Genomic DNA, 19,652 nt, shown 5'->3' with positions numbered 1-19,652 from the left:
ATGCTCATCCACCCCTGGGACGCCGCCCTCGACGAGGCCGAGTGGCAGGACTGGCTGGCCGCGCACGACTTCGGCCAGCTCGCGGTCAACGGACTCGACGGCGAGCCCCCGTTCGTCCAGCCGCTGCACTTCGCCTACGACGCCCGACGGCACGAGGCGGTCACCCACCTCGCCCGGCCGAACCCGCTGTGGACCGCGATCGAGGCCCACCCCCGGGTGACGCTCAGCGTCGTCGACGACTACACCTTCATCCCCGGCCCCTGGCACGCCCCCGAGGGCACCCCGCCCGAGCACGGGACGCCGACCAGCTACTACGCCGCCGTGCAACTGCTGTGCGTGGCCCACCTCGTGGACGACCCCCAGGAGAAGGCGGACCTGCTGCACCGGCAGCTCGCCCACTTCCAGCCGCGCGGCGACCACGCCCCCGTCGTCCCCGGCCAGACGCCGTTCGGCCGGATGCTGCCGGGCATCCGCGGGCTGCGGCTGGAGGTCACCGACGTGCGCGCCAAGTTCAAGTTCGGCGGGAACCGCCCGCGCGAGACCCAGTGGCGGGTGAGCGGGCTGCTGGCCGAGCGCAACGGTCCGGGCGACGAGGCCGCCCGGACCCGGCAGTTGCGCCGCCTCGGGCAGCGCGGTTAGTCGTCGATCGCCGCGCCGAACCGGGCGTTCTGGGACGGGGCGCCGAGCGAGCCGCCGCCGTACGTCCAGCTCCCCGGCAGCTTGAGCCCACCGGAGCCGGCCGAGAACACCCACACCACGCCGTCGTTGGTGTTCTCTCCCGGGGCCGCGACGAGCAGACCGAAGTAGCCGTCGCGGTTGGGGTCGGTGAAGGAGACCTGGGCGCCGAACTTGTCGGCCTTCTCGGCGCCGCCCGGGACGCCCGCCGTGTTCTGGCTGACGTCCAGGACACCGGCGGTGGTCAGGCCCCTGGCCGAACCGCGCAGCACCCACACGGCTCCGGCATCGGCGACGCGGCCGATGTCCTCTCCGGAGGCACCGATCGCGACGTCCGCGTACCCGTCGCGGTTGACGTCCCCGACGGAGAGGTCCGAGCCGAAGCCGTCACCGCGCTCCGAGACACCCGGCACGCCGGCGTTGTCCTGGGTCCACCACACGGGCGGGCTCCCCGGACCCTCCTGCCCGACCGGCCCGTCCGGGCTGCCGTAGTAGACGCCGACCATGCCGCCGGTCATCGACGCGCCGCCGTCGTCGGGGCTGTGCGGTTCCCCGGTGACCAGGTCGTCGAAGCCGTCGCCGTTGACGTCGCCGGAGGCGACGACGGGGCCGCCGCGCAGGGCGGTGACGGGCAGCGGATCGATGTCGTCGCTGAGGAGGACGTACGACCAGCCGTAGCCCGGCTCGTCGCCCACGCTGAGGCCGGAGACCACGAGGTCGGCCAGGCCGTTGTCGTCGTAGTCGCCGGTCGTCAGCGAGGTGGGCGCGATGCCGGGCCCCTCCGCCTGCCGGGCGAGCGGCGTGCGCCGCCGGTCCTTGAAGGGCGTGAAGGTCCCCGCGTCCCCGCCCTTGCGGGCGGCGGCCTGCGGCACGGACTCGTACTGGAAGATCGACAGCCCCACCTTGTCGATCACGGCGAGCAGGTCACCCGGGACGTAGGTGGTGAAGTGCCCGGCGGCCAGGGCGCTGCCGAACCGGTCGCCCTTCATGGCGCTGACGGACTGCAGCCAGTCGCTCGCGGTGCCGGACAGCCCCCTAGCCGAGCCCCACAGGACCACGATGCCTCCCGCGTCGGCGCCGACGCCGCCCAGGTCCTCGCCGGGGATGCCGACGACGGCGTCGTCGTACCCGTCCCCGTCGAGGTCCCCGCTGGCCACGGCCTGGCCGAAGGCGTCGCCGGTCTCGGCGGCGCCGGGCACGCCGGAGGTGTTCTGGCTGAACACCTTGGCGCTGGTGGTGACCCCCTTGGGCCCGCCGTACTGCACGGTGACGGCACCGGCGCCGGAACGCCCGCCCACGGTGGCGCCGGGCGCGCCGGTCAGCACGTCCTCGTACCCGTCGCCGTTGAAGTCCCGGTTGCGGTCACTTGCATGGGTGCCGCCGGGGGTCCCGGCGACGGAGGCGGGCGCGGTGGCGATGGCCGCGCCCGTGATGAGGAGAAATGACGCCGCGGTGACCGCAGCCGAGCGGTTCTTGCGCATGAGCGGCTCCTTCGCTCAAGAACGACCGGGCGGTGCGGGGGTGTCCGGAAAGAGCCCGTTTTCCTTCTCCGGCACCGTCTTTGACACGCCGTGGGGAGGAATGGTTGTAGGAGCGGTTGCGGAAGCGCGGACGGAGATGCGCCGACGGAGGAGCGCCGTCAGCGCACGGCACCGGGGGCACCACGACCGCCGCGGCCCGACCTGGCGGGTCGGCCGGCAGGGCGGGGCGGTGACCCTGGCGCGGAACGCCGGAGACGACGCTCTCCACGGCCCGCGGGCGATACCCGGGGACGAACCGACGAGCGCGACCGCCGCACCAGCGGGGCCGCGCCACCGACACCACCGCCCGGCACGCGGACCAGCGCCATCGCCGGTGCCGGACCCGGCGGCCCGGCGGGTGGAACACCCCGGGCCCCACGGGACGTGGCCGGGCCAAGGGGCCGGCGCGCGTAGCGACCCGGGCGGGGGCGGCACAGGCCGCGCAGGTGTCCCGGACGGGCGTGTTGGTCCTCCGCAGCGGCGCGTGGCCGCGACGACGAGCGACAACTACCTGCCGAGACCCCCGCAGGGCCGACGGGAGCGTTACGCGGGTTGCGTCGCGGACGCGGCGGCCTCCGTGTCGGCCGGGGCACCGGAGGCGACGACCGTGGTCGTGCCCTGCTTCTTGGCGGTCTGGGCGACGAAGGCCCCCGCCAGTACGAGCGTTCCCCCGATGATCTGCGGCAGGGCGAGGTGCTCGCCCAGCAGCACCCACGCGAAGACGGTGCCGACCACCGCCTCCAGGCAGGCCACGACGCCGGCCACCTGCGGCGACAGCCGTCGTACGGCGACCACACCGGTCAGGTAGGCGAGGACGGTGGCCACCAGCACGACCCAGCCGACGAGCAGGACCGCGGGCACGTCGGTCTCGCCGAGGGCCGCCTGCCGGGTGAGCACCGACCAGTCCATCGACCAGGGACGGGAGACCGCGGTGAGCACGACGGCGCCGATGGCCAGGCCGTAGGCGATGACGGCGACCGGGTCCGGCGCGTCGTCGCCGTCGCTGCCGTGGTCGGCCAGGACGAAGTAGCTGACCTGGCAGCAGGCGGCACCGAAGGCGAGCGCCAGGCCCAGCGGGTCGAAGGCGAGCCCGGACCACACCTCGACCACGGCGGCCATGCCGCCGACGGCGAGCACGACACCGATCGCCGCGGCCTTGCTGACCGCCTTGCGCTGGACGAAGCGCACCCAGCCGAGCAGCAGCGCGGGGCCGAGGAACTCCACGAGGATCGCGACGCCGACCGGGATGCGGGAGATCGCCGCGAAGTAGAGCGTCTGGACGCCGGCGACGCCGAGCAGGCCGAAGCCGAGCAGCAGACCGGGGCGCCGCAGCAGGAGCGCCCGGTGCCGCAGCACCACGGGGAGCATGACGAGTGTGGCGCCGGTGACGCGCAACCACACCACGTGCAGCGGGTCGAGCCCCGCCTCGATCAGCGGCTTGGCCGCCACCCCCGAACCACCGAACGCGAACGCGGACACCAGCGCGAGCCAGAGCCCGGCGTTCCTCCCCTGAGACACATGCATCGGGCCATGATGTCAGCTCGCGACAGGACCGTCATCCCTGTGGCGACTGTCGCCCTCGGCACGCGGCGGGCGCGGGCGCCCGGCCAGGACCTCCGGTTCGACCCCCGCCGACCTCAGCACCTGCGCCGCCCGGCTCCCCCGGTCGGCGACGAGCGCGGCGAGCAGGTCGGTGCCCTCGGCCCGCGGCGCGCCCCGGTCCCCGGCGCGGACGGCGGCCGCACGCAGGGCCGTGGCGGCGGCCGGGCTCCAGCCGGGCGCGTCGACGGCGGTGAGCACGCTTCCGGCGCCGGGGTCCTCGACCGCGTCCCGCCAGGCGATGCCGTAGCCGATGGTGCGCTGCGCGAGGTAGCCGAGGACGCGCGCCACCCGCCCGCCGCCGGCGGCGCCCGTCGTACCGGCCGCGCCCGCCGCACCGTCCACGGCTTCCCGCGCCCGCGGGTCGGCCTCGAGGAGGGAGTGCAGGAGGTGCGCGGTGTCGACCTGCCGGTCCCCGTCCCTCGTGGCGCGCCGCCGGGCGGCGGCGGTCACCGTGCGCAGCTCGGCGCCGAGCCGCGAGTCGTTCCAGTGCACGCGGTCCACCCCATCAGACGGCACGCCCCGGCGGCATCACCGCACGGTCCCATTCCGCCGTCCTGCGCTGGACGGGCACCCCCGTGCGCCGCGTCCTCCTCAGGGATGACGGCGGCCCCAGGACCAGCCCCGGGCCGGACCCGGGCCGGGCGCCGCGGGCGGTTCAGTAGCGGACGTCGCTCTGCAGCAGCGGCGGGTACACCGAGGACGTCCGGCCGTCGACCGTGGTGCCCGCGAACTGCAGCATCGCCTGCAACTCGCCGTGCAGGGGCGCGGGGTAGCCCAGCACCGGGGCCGACACCTCGTCCAGCCGCCGCAGGTGCTCCGGGGCGAGGACCGTCTCGAGGCCCGCGAGGTTGTCCTCCAGGTGCCCCAGACGCCGTGCGCCGACGATCGGCACGACGGTGCCCTCGCGGGCGCGCAGCCACGCCAGGGACACCGCCGCCGAGGTGGTCCCCAGCTCGTCGGCGACGGCGGCGACCTCCTCGATCACCGGGTACTCGTCCTCCGCCGGACCGCCCACGAACGAGGTGCGGGCGGAGTCGGCGACCGCGCCGCCGCGCCGGTACTTGCCGGACAGGAAGCCGTTCTTCAGCGGGCTCCACGGCACGAGCGCCATGCCCTGGTCGAGGGCGAGCGGGGCGAGTTCGCCCTCCACGGTGCGGGCCAGCAGCGAGTACTCGACCTGCAGCGCGATCAGCGGGGTCCAGCCCTTGACCAGCGCGGTGGTCTGGGCCTGCGCGGTCAGCCAGGCGGGGGTGTTGGAGAAGCCGATGTAGCGGATCTTGCCCGCGCGCACCAGGTCGTCGAGGGTGCGCAGCGTCTCCTCGATCGGGGTGTGCCGGTCCCAGTTGTGCAGCCAGTACAGGTCCAGGTGGTCGGTGCGAAGGCGGCGCAGGGTCGCGTCGAGCTGGGCGACGATCGAACCGCGGCCCGCGCCGCCGCCGTTGGGGTCGCCGGGGAAGAGGTTGGTGAAGAACTTCGACGCCAGGACGACGTGCTCGCGCCGCCCGGGGTGGGCGGCGAACCAGTCGCCGAGGATCCGCTCCGAATGGCCGTTGGTGTAGAAGTTCGCGGTGTCGATGAAGTTCCCGCCGCGGTCCAGGTAGGTCTCCAGGATCTTCTCCGACTCCTCGACGCTGCACCCGGCGCCGCCCGGGTCCTCGCCGAAGGTCATCGCGCCGAGCGCGAACGGGCTGACCCGCAGCCCGGACCGGCCGAGGGTGACGTAGTGGTCGAGCGGCATGGACGTGCTCCCTTGTGCGTCGGAATCTGTCCACTCCATGCAACGGGAGACGGCTCCGGCGGGGTAGACCGATCCTCGCGGGCTCTTGCCCGATCCTGCCGACTTCGCCCCGATCGGGCTTGCCGGACCCGGGAGGGGATGCTTCGGTGAGGTGTGCGCACCCCTCCCGACCTCCTGGACGAGGTCCGCGGCCTCATCGCGACCCACGCCGGGCCCGACCTGCGGACGCCCATCGACGGTCTGCTGCTGTCACGGGTGGCGACGGCGCCGCCGGACTACTCGCTGACCGAACCGCTGCTGGTCGTCATGGCCCGGGGCGGCAAGCGCCTGCTGCTCGGCGACGAGGTGCACGACTACCGGGCGGGGCAGTACCTGGTGGTCACCGCGGTCCTGCCGGTCACCGGCCACTACGTGGACATGAGCCCGCGGCACCCCGCGCTGGGCATGGGGCTGGTCCTGCGCGCGGCCGCCATCGCCCCGCTGCTGCTGGAGGCACCGCCCGGGCGCCGGGCCCGAGCCGCGGCCGCCCCGCCCGCGATCGCGACCGGTGAGGCCGGACCCGACCTCCTCGACGCCGTCGTGCGGCTGCTGCGGCTGCTCGACCACCCCGCGGACGCCCCCGTGCTCGCCCCGATGATCGAGCGGGAGATCCTCTGGCGGCTGCTCACCGGCCCCCACGGCGCCATGGTCCGTCAGATCGGCCTGGCCGACAGCGGCCTGTCCCACGTCAGCCGGGCCATCCACTGGATCCGTGACCACTACGCCGAGCCCCTGCGGATCGAGGACCTCGCCCGTCTCGCCGGCATGAGCCCCTCCGCCTTCCACCGGCACTTCCGCGCCGTGACGACCATGAGCCCCCTGCAGTTCCAGAAACGCATCCGCCTCCAGGAGGCCCGCTCGCTCCTCGTGGCCCGGCCCGAGGACGTCGCGGGCGTCGGCCACGTCGTCGGCTACGCCAGCCCCACCCAGTTCAACCGCGAGTACCGCCGCCTGTTCGGCGCCCCGCCGGGCCGGGACGCCGCCCGCGTCCGCACCGCTTCCGGCCCGCCGGGGGTGCGGCACCTGCCGTGAGGTCTCAGGGCCAGAGCAGTCCCCGTCTCCAGCCGCCGGGGGCGGCGGGGTCGCGGGTGTAGCGGAGGCGGACGTGGCCCTGGGCGGGGGCGGCCTGCCAGAACTCGGCCTCGTCGGCGACGAGCCGGTAGACGGTGTGGCCCTCGGGAACGTCGTCGGGGTGGGCGGCGACGTGCTCGGCGGCTTGGCGGCGGGCCTCCTCGTACGCGGCGCGCCCCTGCATCGGGGCGCTCATCACGCCCGTGAAGCCGGCGATCCGGGAGGCCTCGCGGCGGCCGAGGAAGTCGCGGCGGGCGGTGGCGCGGTCCAGGGTCTCGACCGCTCCGGTCACCCGGATCTGCCGGCCGTGCCGCGGCCAGTACCAGGTGAGCGCGGCGTGGGGGCGGTCCGCCAGGTCGCGGCCCTTGCGGCTGGCCGCGTCCGAGGCGAAGTCGAAGGCGGGACGGTCGAGGTCGACGCCGCGCAGCATGAGCACCCGTGCCGAGGGCCGGCCGGCGGCGTCCGCCGTGCCGAGGGTCATGACGTGCGGCTCCGGGACGCCGTCGTCGAGGGCGTACGCCAGCCAGCGGGCGAACAGCGGCCCGGGTTCGGGTCCGGCGGTCGCGGGGTCGAAGGACGGGAGGGGCCCGCCGAGGACGGGCGCGGAGCGCATGCGCTCCCGGAGGGCGTCGGCGGTCACGGGGGCCTGGTCGTCGGTCACGCACCGATCCTGGCATGCGGCCGCCCGGCGCACCGCGGTTGCGCGGGGCGCCGGGCGGCGGCGGTGGGGCCGTCAGGCCGGGAGGTGGAACTGCTGGTTGGTGCCGCCGGCGCAGGTCCAGATCTGCAGCCGGGCGCCGTTGGCGGTGGACTTGTCGGTGACGTCCAGGCACTTGCCGGACGCGGGGTTGACCAGGGTGTCCCCGCTGCCGCGCTGCCAGACCTGGGCCCCGGTGCCGTTGCAGTCGTACAGCTGGACCTTGGTGCCGTTGGCGGTGCCGGCGGCGGTGAGGTCCATGCACTTGCCGAGCGCGCGCAGCGTGCCGTCGGTGCCCACCGTCCACTGCTGCGCGGTGGTGCCGTTGCAGTCGTACATCTGGACGGCGGTGCCGTTGGCGCTGCTCGCGGCGGCGATGTCGACGCACTTGCCGCCGAGGCCGGTGATCTGGCCGGTGGATCCGGTGGGCGGCGGGGTCGTGCCGCCGCCGGTCACGGTGTTGAAGACGGAGGAGAACTGCCAGGCGCTCTGCGGGGTGCCGCTGCAGCTGTCGGAGAGCTGCCCGTTGGTGGCGCAGGCCTTGTCGCGGCCGAGCGCCCAGAAGGCGAGCTCCTGGATGCCCTTGGACTTGGCGAAGTTGGCGAGGGTGGTGGCGTTGCCGGTGGTGAAGATCTCGCTGGTGTCGTCGTTGACCCCGATCATCGGGGTGTTGCCCTCCATCGCCCACAGCTGGGCGTCGGACTTCTCCGGCCAGATGGCACCGAGCTGGCCGCGCAGGGCGGTGGCGGCGTCGGTGGCCGCCTTGCCCATGTCGCGGGTCCCGTCGTAGTAGTCCATCGTCATGATGTTGACGAGGTTGACGTTCAGCCCGTTGCTCTTGGCGTTGGAGAGCAGCTTCGTCCCGTTGTCGTCCAGGCCGTTCGGCATGGACGGCAGGGTGTACTGGACGTCGAGCTTGCGCCCGGCGGCCGCGTACTCCTGCTGGAGCTGGGCGAGCGCCTTGTTGCGGCGGTCGTTCGCCGCGGTGTTGGCGATCGCGCTGCCCTCGACGTCCAGGTCGACGCGGGTGAGGTTGAGGGCGTCGACGACCTTCTTGTACTGGGCCTTGAGCGCGGACACGGTCGTACAGGAGAGCCCGACCTCGGTGCCGGAGGCGCCGCCGAAGGAGACGATGACGTCGCCGCCGGCGGCCCGCAGGGAGTTGATCGCGGAGGTCCAGCCGGCGTCGGTGACGGGCGTGTCGCCGTTGAACATGGCGTTGCAGCCGCCGCCGTCGATGACGAAGGCGAGGGTGAAGTACTTCAGGCCCGTCGCGTTGCGGACGTTCGTCATCGCCGAGGGCGAGTTCCAGGTCTCGACGTAGGGCGCGGCGTAGTGGGCGGGGAAGCCGGGGCCGGGGTTGGCGGCGGCGCTCGCGGAGCCGCCGGTGGCGACGACGGCGGTGGCGGCCATCGCGAGGACGGCGGGGGCCGCGGCGAGGGCTCTGACGGCGGATTTCAGCACGGGACGGCTCCTTCGTGTGCGCACCCGGGGTGCACGTCGTGGGGGGCAAGCCGTTGGGGGTGGGACAGCGGGGTGGGGGGATCTGGACAGCTGTTCATGTAGGTGAACATCGCCTCACTACATGAACAGCTGATGGCCGATGACGGTATGGACTAGACCAGCTCTGCGTCAAGCCCCCCGCGCCACCGGTTCGTTGGGCGCCGCGATGACCGCGGGAGGGCTCGCGGGCATGCCCGGGGGCGGGGTCGCCGCCGCCCGCCGTGCGGACGGCGGCGGCCCCGCCGGTCGTCGTCCGGCCGGGGTCAGGGACCGGAGACGAGGTTGGCCACGTTGTTCGCGGAGTTGGACGGGCCTCCGCTGTTGTTGATGACGTGGCTGATCGTGCCCGTGCCGCCGAGGGAGACCGTCACCATGTCGTGGAAGCGGACCCCGGACACCGCGGGGACCTCGAAGGCCCGGTCGGCGACGACGGACGGGTTGACGTTGAAGTAGCAGTAACTGCCCAGGCCCCAGGCCTCGTGGCTGGTCACCGAGGGGCTGACCTTGTAGGCGTCGTAGCCGCGGGTGGAGCCGTTCATCCAGGCGGCCTGGTTGGGCGGGTCGTACGGCATCTCGTTCTGGAAGAAGTACGTGCGGCCGCCGTTGCCGTTCCAGATCACCTGGTGCTGCTGGTAGTGCTCGACGAACAGCCCGTACATCGTCACGTTCGTGCCGTTGACGATCAGGCCGTTGGCGGCGGTGTTGCTGTTCCAGCCCACCCCGCTGCCGTGGTCGGCGCGCCACAGCCACATGTGGTCGCCGATGACGTCCGAGCTGTTGACCACCAGGCTCTGGGTGGCCTTGCCGACGCCCGCACCGCCGATGCGGAAGAAGACGTCGTGCAGCGAGATCGGGTCGGCGGTGTGCCGCGCGGACGAGCCGGCGGGGCCGACCTGCATCAGCGTCTGCGAGTTGGTGGTACCCGCGTCGATGAGCAGTCCGGCGATCTTGACGCCGTCGACGTCGGCGACGTTCACCGCGGTGATGCCGTTGTCCGGGATGACGGTGGCCAGGCCCAGGCCCAGGACGACGGTGTCGGCACGGTTGATGTTGAGCGTCTGGTTGAGGTGGTAGACGCCGGGCGTGAACAGCAGGTTCTTGCCCTGGGCGAGCGCGCCGTTGATGTCGGTGGCGGTGGCGCCGGGCTTGACGATGAAGAACTGGTCGATCGGCAGCGAACTGCCGGCCGGGCTGCCGCCCGCCCAGGTCGTGCCCTGGGTGTTGGTGCGCAGCGCCGGGACGAAGACCTTGTAGGCGCCGGCCGAGTCCACGTACAGGAACGGCTTCTCACGCGTCACCGGCGACTGGGCGACCGTGGTGTACGGCGGGCTCGGGAAGGTGTTCGCGGGGGCGTTGACGTCACCGACGAAGACCATGTTCCAGTTGGAGCCCGTCCAGCTGCCCCACTGGCTGTTGCGCGACAGCCACTGCTGCTGGGAGCCGGAGCGCACCTGGCCGTCGATCTTGGAGTCGGCGATCAGGCCGCCGCTGGACCACCCGCCGTCGTCCAGCTGCAGGTTGCCGCGGACGTGCATGCGCCGGTACGGGGCCGCCTGCGAGACCGCCCAGCGGTCGGTGCCGCCGGTCGGGTTGACGGAGAGGTTCTCCGCGGAGCGCCAGAAGTTCTGGGTGGCATTGCCCTGGAACCAGTCGGCCTCGGCGTGGACCGCGCCGTTGATCGTCACGTCGTCCGGGGACAGGCCGAGGCCCGCGACCTGGGTGTAGAAGCCGACGTTGGCGTCGACGCTGTAGCTGCCGGGCTTGAAGAGCAGGGCGTAGCGCTGGGAGCCGAACTGGTTGGACTCCTGCTGGCCGAAGACCTGGCTGAGCCGGCTCTGGATGGCGGCCGAGGACATCGACGGGTCGAAGACCGAGACGTTGGGGCCGAGGTCGGGGGTGCCCGGCGGGTTCTGCGGGGCGTCGGTGGAGCCGAGGCTGAAGGACTGCGCGGCGGTGCCGTTGCAGGTGTACTGCTGGATGCGCGCGCCGTCGGCGGTGGAGGCGGCGGGCACGTCGAGGCACTTGCCGCTGTTGCGGTTCACGAAGTGGTACGTCCCGCCGGTCTCCTCGACCGGCAGCCACTGCTGGTTGGCCCCGCCCGAGTACGACCAGAGCTGGACCGGGGCGCCGTCCGCCGTGGAGACGTCGGTGACGTCCCAGGACTTGGCCGCGTCGTTGCGGTTGTTGACCCGCACGTAGCCGTCGCTCGTCGCCTGGAACTGCCACTGCTGCGCGGTGGTGCCGTTGCACGCGTACTGCTGGACCGCGGTGCCGTCGGCGGTGCCCGCGGCGGCGGCGTCGACGCACTTGCCGCTGTGCTTGGCGGCGACGGTCACCCAGCCGGTGGGGACGGCGGCCTGGGCCTGCGGGGCGGTCAGCACGACGGCCGACAGTCCCGAGGCGAACAGCGCGCCGAGCGCGAGCGGTGCGACGCGGCGCCGGACCCGGCCGCGTCCGGGGACGCCGCGGGACGGCGCTCCGAGGGTTCTCATGGAGGACTCCTGTGCCGCGCGGGGCGCGGCGCCGTGGGGGGTGTGAGCGGGCATGCCGAAGCGGGCGACGGCATGACGTGGCATGACGGAGGTGGGGGGGTGGGGTGGGCGGGCGCACGCGCCCGGCCATGCGACAGCAGCTCAAAGGTCGGATCGACCTTTCTTCACGGCGTGAAGTTAGGCTTCCGCAGCGGACACGTCAAGAGGTCGCGCTACGGATTTCGAACACCGCCGGATGCGTGGTAGTGCCTCAACTCGGCGCCGGAGCATGGCATTTGCGCAGTTGGCAGCCGATGCGACACGGTGCGGCACGGTGGGGTCGGCAGGCTCCGCCGCATCCGGGCCGGACAACACTTGAAGGCGCCGTGCCGGCCGGGCCGCCCCTCGGGACCCCCGCCGCCGGACCCCCCGCCCGGACCTGCTGATCAACGGCGGCCACCTGGGCGGACGGTACTGGTCTGTACCAAAGTCTTGACTGCACCCTTCCTTCACTCCTTAAATCACGAGTTGAACAAGGCCTCCCCACCGCCTCCCCCCACCCCGCTCCCCCACCGGCGCCCCCCACACGCGCCCGCCGACCGGGAAGGACCTCCCCCCATGACCCGTGCCACGAGCGCCGCGAGGCGCGCCGCCGCCCGCCTGTTACTGCTGCTCGCCGTCCTCCTGGGCGCCGTCGCCGCCCCGGCCACGTCCGCCCCCGCCGCCGCCCCCTTCAAGGTGCTGGCGTTCTACAACGGCACCTGGGACGCGGCCCACATCAACTTCGTCAAGGAAGCCAACCAGTGGTTCCCGCAGGCGGGCGCCGCCAACGGCTTCACGTACACCTCGACGACCAACTGGAACCTGCTGACCGACGCGAACGCGCTGAAGCAGTACCAGGTCGTCCTCTTCCTCGACGACGCCCCGCAGAGCGCCGCCCAGCGCTCCGGCTTCGAGACCTACATGCGCGGCGGCGGCGCCTGGATGGGCTTCCACGTCTCGGCCTGGACCGACAACGCGCAGAGCTGGCCCTGGTACTACAACCAGTTCCTCGGCAGCGGGAACTTCCGCTCCAACACCTGGGGCCCCACCACCGCCGTGCTGCGCGTCGAGGACCGCACCCACCCCTCCACCACGCACCTGCCCGCGACGTTCACCTCGTCGGTGAGCGAGTGGTACAGCTGGAGCAACGACCTGCGCAACAACCCGGACATCGACGTCCTGGCGTCCGTCGACCCGGTCAGCTTCCCCCTGGGCACCGACCCGAACCAGTCGTGGTACAGCGGTTACTACCCGATCCTGTGGACCAACACCAAGTACCGCATGCTGTACGCCAACTTCGGCCACAACGCGATGAACTACGACACCAACACCCCCCTGTCGTCGACCTTCGCCAGCGCCACCCAGAACACCTTCCTCCTCGACGGCCTCAAGTGGCTGGGCACCGGCTCCACGGGTGACCCCGCCCCCACCGACCCGATCTCCGAGACCTCCTGGTACTCCCTGGTCAACGCCGGCAGCGGCCGCTGCGTGGACGCCCGCGCCGCCGCCACGGCCAACGGCACCGCGATCCAGCAGTACACCTGCAACTCCACCACCGCCCAGGACTTCCGCGTGCTGTCCACCGACAGCGGCTACACGCGCCTGGCCGCCCGCAACGACACCACGAAGGCCGTGGACGTCACGGACGTCTCCACCGCCGACAACGCCGCGCTCCAGCTCTGGACGTACGGCGGCGGCGCCAACCAGCAGTGGAAGCCCGTCGCCGAGTCCGGCGGCCGCTACCACTTCACCGCCCGGCACAGCGGCAAGTGCCTCACCGCCCCCACCGGCGACCCGAGCGGCACCCAGCTGGTCCAGCGCCCCTGCGACGGCTCCGCCGCGCAGTCCTTCCAGCTCGTCGTCCGTCCCTGACCCGGGCGACGGGATCACGGTGCCGCCCCGCCCCCACGAGGGCCGGGGCGGCACCTCCGCGTCAGCGGAAGGCCGCCGCGTGGCGGGCGGCCCAGACGGCGAAGGGCCGCGCCGGACGCCCGAGCAGCGCCTCGACGTCGGGGCCGACCCTCTGTTCGGCGGGCAGCGGCTCGCCCAGGATGTCCAGCGTGCCGTCCGCCACGGGCTCCGGCATGAAGCGCAGCATCCCCTCACGGGCCTGCTCGCGGCTGAGTTCGACGAAACGCAGCGGGACCGCGAGTTCCCCGCCGAGCACGTCCGCCTGCCGGCGCGGGGAGACCGCTTCGGGCCCGGTCAGCACGTAGGTCCGGCCCGCGTGGGACCCCTCACGGAGGACGACCGCTGCGGCGTCGGCGACGTCCGCGGGATCGACGACCGGCAGCGCCACGTCCGCGAAGGGCGCGGCCACCGTGCGCGCGGTGCGCACCGCGTCCGCCCACGCCAGGGTGTTGGAGGCGAAGCCGCCCGAACGCAGGACCGTCCAGTCCACGCCGGAGTCGCGGACCGCGGCCTCGAAGGCCCGCAGCGGCTCGTGGGAGACCGCGTCCGGCCGGGTCCCCGCCGCCTGCGAGGAGAGCAGGACGATGCGCCGCACCCCGCTGTCCCGGGCGGCCGCCACTAGGTCGTGCGGCCTCGCCCGCGGCCCCAGCAGCTCCCCCGCCACCAGCAGGAACAGCGCCTTCGCGCCGGCGAGGGCGGGCCGCAGCCCCTCCGGCGACGCGAGGTCGACGGTCACGTGACGTACACCGGCGGGCAGCCGGTCGTCCGCGGGGGCCCGGCGTGAGAGGGCCGTCACGGGTTCGCCCGCCGCCGCCAGTGCCCGTACGAGAGGGCGTCCGACGTTCCCGGTGGCCCCTGTCACTGCGATCATTTCCGGCTCCGTTCCGGTCCGTTGGTCAACGACCCGGCGAAGCTAACACCGTGGATATAGTAGGTACCTACAGGATAGTGACTATCCCTCAAGCCTCAGGAAGCCACCCGGGAGCCGCCATGAACGCCGAGACCGCGCACCGCGACGCCGCCCCCGGCCCGACCCCTCGCGAAGGCCCCTCGCGCACCGCCGACCCGGCGCTCGCCTGCCCCATCGGCCCGGTCGTGGACCTCGTCTTCAGCCGCTGGACGACACCGGTGCTCTGGAGCCTGCACGCCCACGGCCGGCAGCGGTTCGTCGAACTGCAGCGCCGGGTCGGCGGGATCACCCCGAAGGTGCTGACGCAGCGCCTGCGCCAACTGGAGCGCGACGGACTGGTGATCCGCACCTACCACCCGGAGGTCCCGCCACGGGTCGAGTACGAGATCAGCGAGCTGGGGCGCAGCCTGGCGCCCCTGTTCGCGACGCTCGCACGCTGGTCGGACGCCCACCTGGACGAGGTGGAACAGGCGCGCGCGGCGTACGACGGCCCGATGCCCTGAGGAGCGGCCGACCTCCCACAACAGTTCTGACGGTTCATCAGTATTGAAAGTTCCGGTCCCGGCCGTTACGTTCCGCTCACTCGCCGACACAAGGGAGTGTGGTCGTATGGCCGAGGTCTCCGCACAGGCCCGCATCGCGGCTCCGGCCGAGAAGGTCTGGCGCACCCTCACCGACTTCAGCTCGCACACACAGTGGAGCACCACGCACACCGGCTTCCCCGACGGCGGTCCGGAGCCGCTGGAGACGGGCGCGACCTACCGGGAGAACATGAAGCTGATGGGCTTCCCGGCCGAGGTGAACTGGGAGGTCACGTCCGTGGACCCCGGGCGGGGGTTCGAGATCGCCGGCAAGGGCCCGATGGCCGTGGACCTGCTGACCCGCTACAGCCTCACGCCGGACGGCGACCAGACCGACGTCCGCATCGACGGCGCCTTCAACGGCGCGGCCGTCGCCCTCATGGCGGGCAAGCTCAAGGACACCGCCACCGCCGCGCTCAACGAGTCGCTGCGCAAGCTCGCCGGTCTCGTCGAGTAGCCCGGGACGGCCCGGAAACCGGGGACCGCAGGCCGCGTGGTCGCCGCGGTCCCCGGCACCCGCCGCCTAACGCAGCACCGCGTCGGCGCTCTTGTCCCCCACCGTGAAGGTGTACGTCCCGCGCTCGACCCGCCGTGTCCCCGCGCCGTCGATGTCGCCCGGCGTCACGGCGAGCGCGCCGCGCGCGAAGTCGAGCCGCACGGTCCGCTTCTCGCCCGCCTTCAGGTGCACCTTGGTGAAGACGACCAGCTTGCGCGCCGGCCACAGCACCTCGCTGACCGCCCGTGACGCGTAGACCGGGACCACCAGGTCGCCGTCCCGCGCGCCGGTGTTGGAGACGGTCACCTTGACGCCCTTGGCGTCGGCGGTGAGGGCGTCGTAGGCGTACGTCGTGTAGGACAGGCCCGACCCGAAGGGGTAGAGCGCGTCGTACGACGACTCCAGGCCGCCGTTCGTGCCCGGCAGCTGCTGGTAGTACATGGGCTCGTTGCCGATGTCCTTCGGCCAGGAGACCGGCAGCCGCCCGCTCGGGTTGACCTTGCCGAACAGCACGTCGGCGACGGCACCGCCGCCCTCGGTGCCGGGCAGCCAGGACATCACCAGGCCGTCGGTGCCGGCCGCGTCGCCCAGGACCAGCGGACGGCCCGCGACGACCACGGTGACGACCGGCTTGCCGCTCGCCTTCAGCGCCTTGACCAGCGCCTGCTGGTCGGCCGACAGTTCGGGCCGCGGGCTGTCCGCGGCGCCCTCGGCGGCGGCCTTCTCGCCGACCACGACGACGGTCAGGTCCGCGTCCTTGGCCTGCGCCACCGCGTCGTCCGCGGTCGCGGCCCGTACGACCTCGGTGCCGGAGGGGGCCGCCGCGCGGATGCCCTCCAGGATGGTCGTCCCGGGCAGTTCGACGCCCTCGGGCACGCCCTGCCAGCCGATCGTCCATCCGCCGGCCTGGTCGTTGATGTCGTCCGCGTACGAGCCCGCCACCACGATGCGCCTGGCGTCCGCGCGCACCGGCAGCACGCCGCCCTCGTTGCGGAGCATCACCTGCGACTCGGCCGCGGCCTGCCGCGCGAGGGCGGCGTCCGCACCGAGCACCGCCTTGTCGGCCTTGGCGGGGTCGACGTAGGGGTGCTCGAAGAGGCCGAGCTCGAACTTCATGCGCAGGATGCGCCCGACGGCCTCGTCGATGCGCCGCGTCGGGACCAGCCCGCGGTCGACGGCCGTCTTCAGGCCGGTGCTCCACTCCTTGGCGAAGTACGGCTCCATCGCCATGTCGAGGCCCGCGTTGACGGCGAGGGCGATCGCCGCCGGGTAGTCCGCGGCGATCTTGTACCGGGTCTGGAGGGCGCGTACGTCCTCCCAGTCGCTGACGGTGACGCCCTTGAAGCCCCACTGCTGCCGGAGCACCTTCGTGAGCAGGTACGTCGACGCGGTGGCCGGTACGCCGTTGACAGCACCGGAGTTGACCATCACGGTCTTGGCGCCGGCCTGGACCGCCTGCCGGTAGGAGGGCAGGAGGGTGTCCTGGAGGTAGCGGACGGAGACGTCGGCGGGGACGCGGTCGTGGCCGTTGGAGGGCTCGGAGTAGCCGCCGTAGTGCTTGACGCTGGCGGCGACGCGCTTGGAGCCGCCGGCGTGCTCGATGCCCGTCACGGCGGAGGCGGCCAGGGTGCCGGCGAGCAACGGGTCCTCGCCGTAGGTCTCGTAGTAGCGGCCCCACCGCTGGTCGCGGGCGAGGTCGGCGACGGGGGCGAAGTTCCAGTCGATGCCGGTGGCGGCGACGGCCCGCGCGGTGGCCGCGGCGGAGTCCTTCACCGTGCCCGGGTCCCAGGTGGCGCCGAGGCCGATCTGGTGCGGGAAGACGGTGGCGCCGAGCACGTTGTTGTGCCCGTGGACCGCGTCCACGCCGTACAGGACGGGGATGTGCAGGCGCGTGTTGGTGACCGCGTACTTCTGGACGGCGTTGACCATCTTCGCCCAGTCCTGGGGCGTGTTCCTGGCCGGGGTCATGCCGCCGCCGGAGATCACCGAGCCGACGGGGTAGTCGGCGAGCACGGTCTTCATGCAGCTCTCGTTGAGCTCACCGCCGCTCCACTCGCAGTCGCCCTGGATGCGGGCGACCGCGACCTGGTCCATCTGACCGATCTTCTCCTGCAGGGTCATGCGCCCCAGCAGGTCCTTGACGCGCAGTTCGACGGGCGCGCCGGCCCGGGTGTAGACGGGCCCGTCGGCGCGGGCGGGGACGGAGGCGACCGCGGCGGCGCAGGCGGCCGCGGTCGAGAGGACGAGGAGGTTCCGCCACCGGTTGCGGTTTCTCCACCGGTCGCGGGTGAGGCGTGCGCGCGGTTCGTTCGTTGGCATAGCAGGCATCCCGTTCCTGTCCGGGCCCTTCCGGGCACTGGCCGTAAACGTTTCCGGCTGCTGTCGCACCCGACAGACTGACGCTGACATGACATATCGTCAAGACTGTGACCGTGCTGCGAACCCATGAGGACCCCTCGTCCGCACCCCCGCCCGGGACCGGCCCCGCGATCACCCTCCGGGAGCTCGCCCGGCGCAGCGGGGTGTCCACCGCGACCGTCTCGCGCGCGCTCAACGACCGGGCCGAGGTCAGCCAGGCCACCCGTGAGCGCATCCGGCGGCTGGCCGGCGAACTGGGCTACGCGCCCAACGAGCCCGCCCGCACCCTGGTGCGGCGCCGTTCCGACACCATCGGCCTGCTGTGGGACACCGGACACGAGTCGCGCGGCCTCCACCACCCCTTCCTGCAGGGCCTGCTGAGCTCGGTGCGCACCGCCCTGTCCGACGCGGGCTACCACCTCATGCTGCTCACCACGGCCGGGCCCGAGGACCCGCAGACGACGTACGTCCAGGCCGTGCGACGGCACAGCCTGGAGGGCGTGATCGCGATGGGCCGGCCCGCCGACGACCGCGCCCTGCGCGCCCTGGCGGCCTCGGGCGTCCCCTGCGCCGGTCTCGACGTCGCCCTGGACGGCCCGCGCACGGTCGGCGTCGCCTCCGACAACCCCGGCGGAGCGGAGGCGGCCGTCGCCCACCTGCACTCCCTCGGGCACCGCCGGATCGCCACCGTCACCGGCCCGCCGGAACTCACCCCCGCCGCCGAGCGGCTGGCCGGTTACCGCACCGCCTGCGCACGCCTCGGGCTGGCGGTGCCGGAGGAGTACGTCGTCGCGGGGGACTTCTTCCTGGACAGCGGGCGCCGGGCGGTCCGGCGGCTGCTCGCCCTGCCCGAGCCGCCGACGGCGCTGTTCGCCGCGGGCGACATGATGGCGATCGGCGCCCTGCACGCAGTCGCCGACGCGGGGCTGTCCGTCCCCGGGGACCTGGCGGTCGTCGGCTTCGACGACATCGACGCGGCCACCCTCGTGCGCCCCGCGCTCACCACGGTCGCCCAGGACCACCGCGCCCTCGGCACCGCGGCCGTCGCGGCACTGTGCGAGCTGCTCGACCCGCAGGCCGTCCGCCCGCTCCCGCCGCGCGTCCTGCCGACGCGGCTGGTCGTCCGCGGGACCTGCGGGGCCGGGCCCGGGGCGGGCACGGGCTCCTGACCGGACGTCACTCATAGGTGGACAGTGCGGCATTGATCCGTTGTGCCCGGGTACGGTACCGCTTGCCCCGGCCAGGCCGGGCCGGGCCGACGGACCGACAGGGGAGCCCCGCCCATGCAGATCGCCCGTACCGCCGCAGCGCTCGCGCTCACCGTCCTCGCCGCCGCCACCGCGACGGCCTGCGATCCCGCCGACGGTGGCACCGTCGGCGATGGCCGGCCCCCCGCGAGCGCTGCGGCCACGGCCGGACCGGCCGACCTTCCCTCGTTCGCCGGCATGGGCCTGCAGGCCGCCCAGGACAAGGCCCAGACGCTGGGCTTCTACCACTTGGACTCGCACGACGCGCTGGGCCGCGGCCGCGAGCAGATCTGGGACCGCGACTGGAAGGTGTGCTTCCAGCGCCCGGCCCCGGGAAGCCGGACCACCACCGTCACCGTCGACTTCGGCGCCGTGAAGCTCGAGGAGTCCTGCCCCGCCCGGGACGCTCCCCCGCCCGCCTCGGCGGGCGCCACGATGCCCGACCTCACCGGCACGTCCCTGAAGGTGGCCCGCACGACGCTCACCGCCTCGACCGGCATCACGGCGGAGGACGCCTCCGGGCAGGACCGTTTCATCCTCATGGAGAGCAACTGGAAGGTGTGCTCGCAGTCGCCCGTCGCCGGCACCGGGCTCACGGGGCAGCCGGTGGTCTTCAAGGCCGTCAAGTTCGGCGAGGCCTGCCCGTAACCCGCAGGCACGGCACGGGACACGCCGCCGGCCCGGGACGCACACGTCCCCCGGCGCCGGGGCCGGCAGGGGGAGTACAAAGGGGGGGGGGGACAGGTGTGGGTGGTTGGGGGCGCGGTGTAACCCGGAAGCGCCGGGTAAAC

Annotated in this window: 16 protein-coding genes; 7 read left to right on the top strand and 9 right to left on the bottom strand. The window is 73.3% G+C overall.

The genetic code is table 11. The features are described from left to right. Positions 1 to 639, top strand: coding sequence for an FMN-binding negative transcriptional regulator (locus ACFV3E_RS12765; protein WP_500534706.1), 639 nt, complete (start codon positions 1 to 3; stop codon positions 637 to 639). On the opposite strand, the gene ACFV3E_RS12760 is transcribed toward ACFV3E_RS12765, so the two are convergent. From ACFV3E_RS12760 to ACFV3E_RS12745, 4 genes are all read right to left on the bottom strand, one after another. After that, entirely contained in the window at positions 636 to 2,156 is a 1,521-nt protein-coding gene (locus tag ACFV3E_RS12760; protein WP_500534705.1) for an FG-GAP repeat protein, read from the bottom strand. The two genes, ACFV3E_RS12765 and ACFV3E_RS12760, sit on opposite strands and share 4 nt — an antisense overlap. Before the next feature lie 582 nt (positions 2,157 to 2,738). After that, a complete protein-coding gene (locus tag ACFV3E_RS12755) occupies positions 2,739 to 3,719 on the bottom strand; it encodes an EamA family transporter (protein ID WP_500534704.1) in 981 nt (326 codons plus the stop codon). A 12-nt stretch (positions 3,720 to 3,731) separates the two neighbouring features. After that, positions 3,732 to 4,289 (bottom strand): peptidase, encoded by a 558-nt coding sequence (locus ACFV3E_RS12750; RefSeq protein WP_500534703.1) that lies wholly within the window; start codon positions 4,287 to 4,289, stop codon positions 3,732 to 3,734. A gap of 163 nt (positions 4,290 to 4,452) precedes the next feature. Continuing rightward, positions 4,453 to 5,535 (bottom strand): aldo/keto reductase, encoded by a 1,083-nt coding sequence (locus ACFV3E_RS12745; protein WP_500534702.1) that lies wholly within the window; start codon positions 5,533 to 5,535, stop codon positions 4,453 to 4,455. 153 nt (positions 5,536 to 5,688) lie between these two features. On the opposite strand from ACFV3E_RS12745, the gene ACFV3E_RS12740 reads away from it, so the two are divergent. Beyond that, positions 5,689 to 6,606 carry an AraC family transcriptional regulator gene (locus ACFV3E_RS12740; RefSeq protein WP_500534701.1) on the top strand — a complete coding sequence of 306 codons (918 nt, stop codon included), beginning with the start codon at positions 5,689 to 5,691 and terminating at the stop codon, positions 6,604 to 6,606. A 4-nt stretch (positions 6,607 to 6,610) separates the two neighbouring features. On the opposite strand, the gene ACFV3E_RS12735 is transcribed toward ACFV3E_RS12740, so the two are convergent. From ACFV3E_RS12735 to ACFV3E_RS12725, 3 genes are all read right to left on the bottom strand, one after another. Further along, entirely contained in the window at positions 6,611 to 7,306 is a 696-nt protein-coding gene (locus ACFV3E_RS12735; RefSeq protein ID WP_500534700.1) for a pyridoxine/pyridoxamine 5'-phosphate oxidase, read from the bottom strand. Positions 7,307 to 7,378: 72 nt separating this feature from the next. Then, positions 7,379 to 8,806: an RICIN domain-containing protein gene (locus tag ACFV3E_RS12730; protein ID WP_500534699.1), complete on the bottom strand. Its 1,428-nt coding sequence runs from the start codon at positions 8,804 to 8,806 to the stop codon at positions 7,379 to 7,381. 302 nt (positions 8,807 to 9,108) lie between these two features. Then, the gene (locus ACFV3E_RS12725; RefSeq protein ID WP_500534698.1) at positions 9,109 to 11,337 is read right to left on the bottom strand and encodes a pectate lyase-like domain-containing protein; all 2,229 of its coding nucleotides are present in this window, start codon (positions 11,335 to 11,337) and stop codon (positions 9,109 to 9,111) included. 597 nt (positions 11,338 to 11,934) lie between these two features. Between ACFV3E_RS12725 and ACFV3E_RS12720 the strand changes: the two genes are divergently transcribed. Further along, positions 11,935 to 13,230 carry a ThuA domain-containing protein gene (locus tag ACFV3E_RS12720; protein WP_500357791.1) on the top strand — a complete coding sequence of 432 codons (1,296 nt, stop codon included), beginning with the start codon at positions 11,935 to 11,937 and terminating at the stop codon, positions 13,228 to 13,230. A 61-nt stretch (positions 13,231 to 13,291) separates the two neighbouring features. On the opposite strand, the gene ACFV3E_RS12715 is transcribed toward ACFV3E_RS12720, so the two are convergent. Then, positions 13,292 to 14,140, bottom strand: a complete 849-nt coding sequence (locus tag ACFV3E_RS12715; protein ID WP_500534697.1) for an NAD(P)H-binding protein — start codon at positions 14,138 to 14,140, stop codon at positions 13,292 to 13,294. Positions 14,141 to 14,259: 119 nt separating this feature from the next. On the opposite strand from ACFV3E_RS12715, the gene ACFV3E_RS12710 reads away from it, so the two are divergent. Both ACFV3E_RS12710 and ACFV3E_RS12705 read left to right on the top strand, forming a co-directional pair. Then, entirely contained in the window at positions 14,260 to 14,682 is a 423-nt protein-coding gene (locus tag ACFV3E_RS12710) for a winged helix-turn-helix transcriptional regulator (RefSeq protein ID WP_500534696.1), read from the top strand. A 106-nt stretch (positions 14,683 to 14,788) separates the two neighbouring features. Next, positions 14,789 to 15,217: a type II toxin-antitoxin system Rv0910 family toxin gene (locus tag ACFV3E_RS12705; RefSeq protein ID WP_499510516.1), complete on the top strand. Its 429-nt coding sequence runs from the start codon at positions 14,789 to 14,791 to the stop codon at positions 15,215 to 15,217. Between the two features lie 66 nt (positions 15,218 to 15,283). Here ACFV3E_RS12705 and ACFV3E_RS12700 read toward each other — a convergent pair whose 3' ends face one another. Then, positions 15,284 to 17,575: a glycoside hydrolase family 3 N-terminal domain-containing protein gene (locus tag ACFV3E_RS12700; protein WP_500534695.1), complete on the bottom strand. Its 2,292-nt coding sequence runs from the start codon at positions 17,573 to 17,575 to the stop codon at positions 15,284 to 15,286. Between the two features lie 107 nt (positions 17,576 to 17,682). Here ACFV3E_RS12700 and ACFV3E_RS12695 point away from each other — a divergent pair, with 107 nt between their 5' ends. Together ACFV3E_RS12695 and ACFV3E_RS12690 are read left to right on the top strand one after the other, a co-directional pair. Continuing rightward, the gene (locus tag ACFV3E_RS12695; protein WP_500534694.1) at positions 17,683 to 18,783 is read left to right on the top strand and encodes a LacI family DNA-binding transcriptional regulator; all 1,101 of its coding nucleotides are present in this window, start codon (positions 17,683 to 17,685) and stop codon (positions 18,781 to 18,783) included. A gap of 114 nt (positions 18,784 to 18,897) precedes the next feature. Beyond that, entirely contained in the window at positions 18,898 to 19,509 is a 612-nt protein-coding gene (locus ACFV3E_RS12690; RefSeq protein ID WP_500534693.1) for a hypothetical protein, read from the top strand. The last annotated feature ends 143 nt before the right edge of the window (positions 19,510 to 19,652 follow it).

It is taken from the genome of Streptomyces sp. NPDC059718, assembly GCF_042733315.1.
Lineage (GTDB): Bacteria > Actinomycetota > Actinomycetes > Streptomycetales > Streptomycetaceae > Actinacidiphila.
Note: the sequence above shows the minus strand (reverse complement) of the source record. Positions and strands in the feature narration are given on the sequence as shown.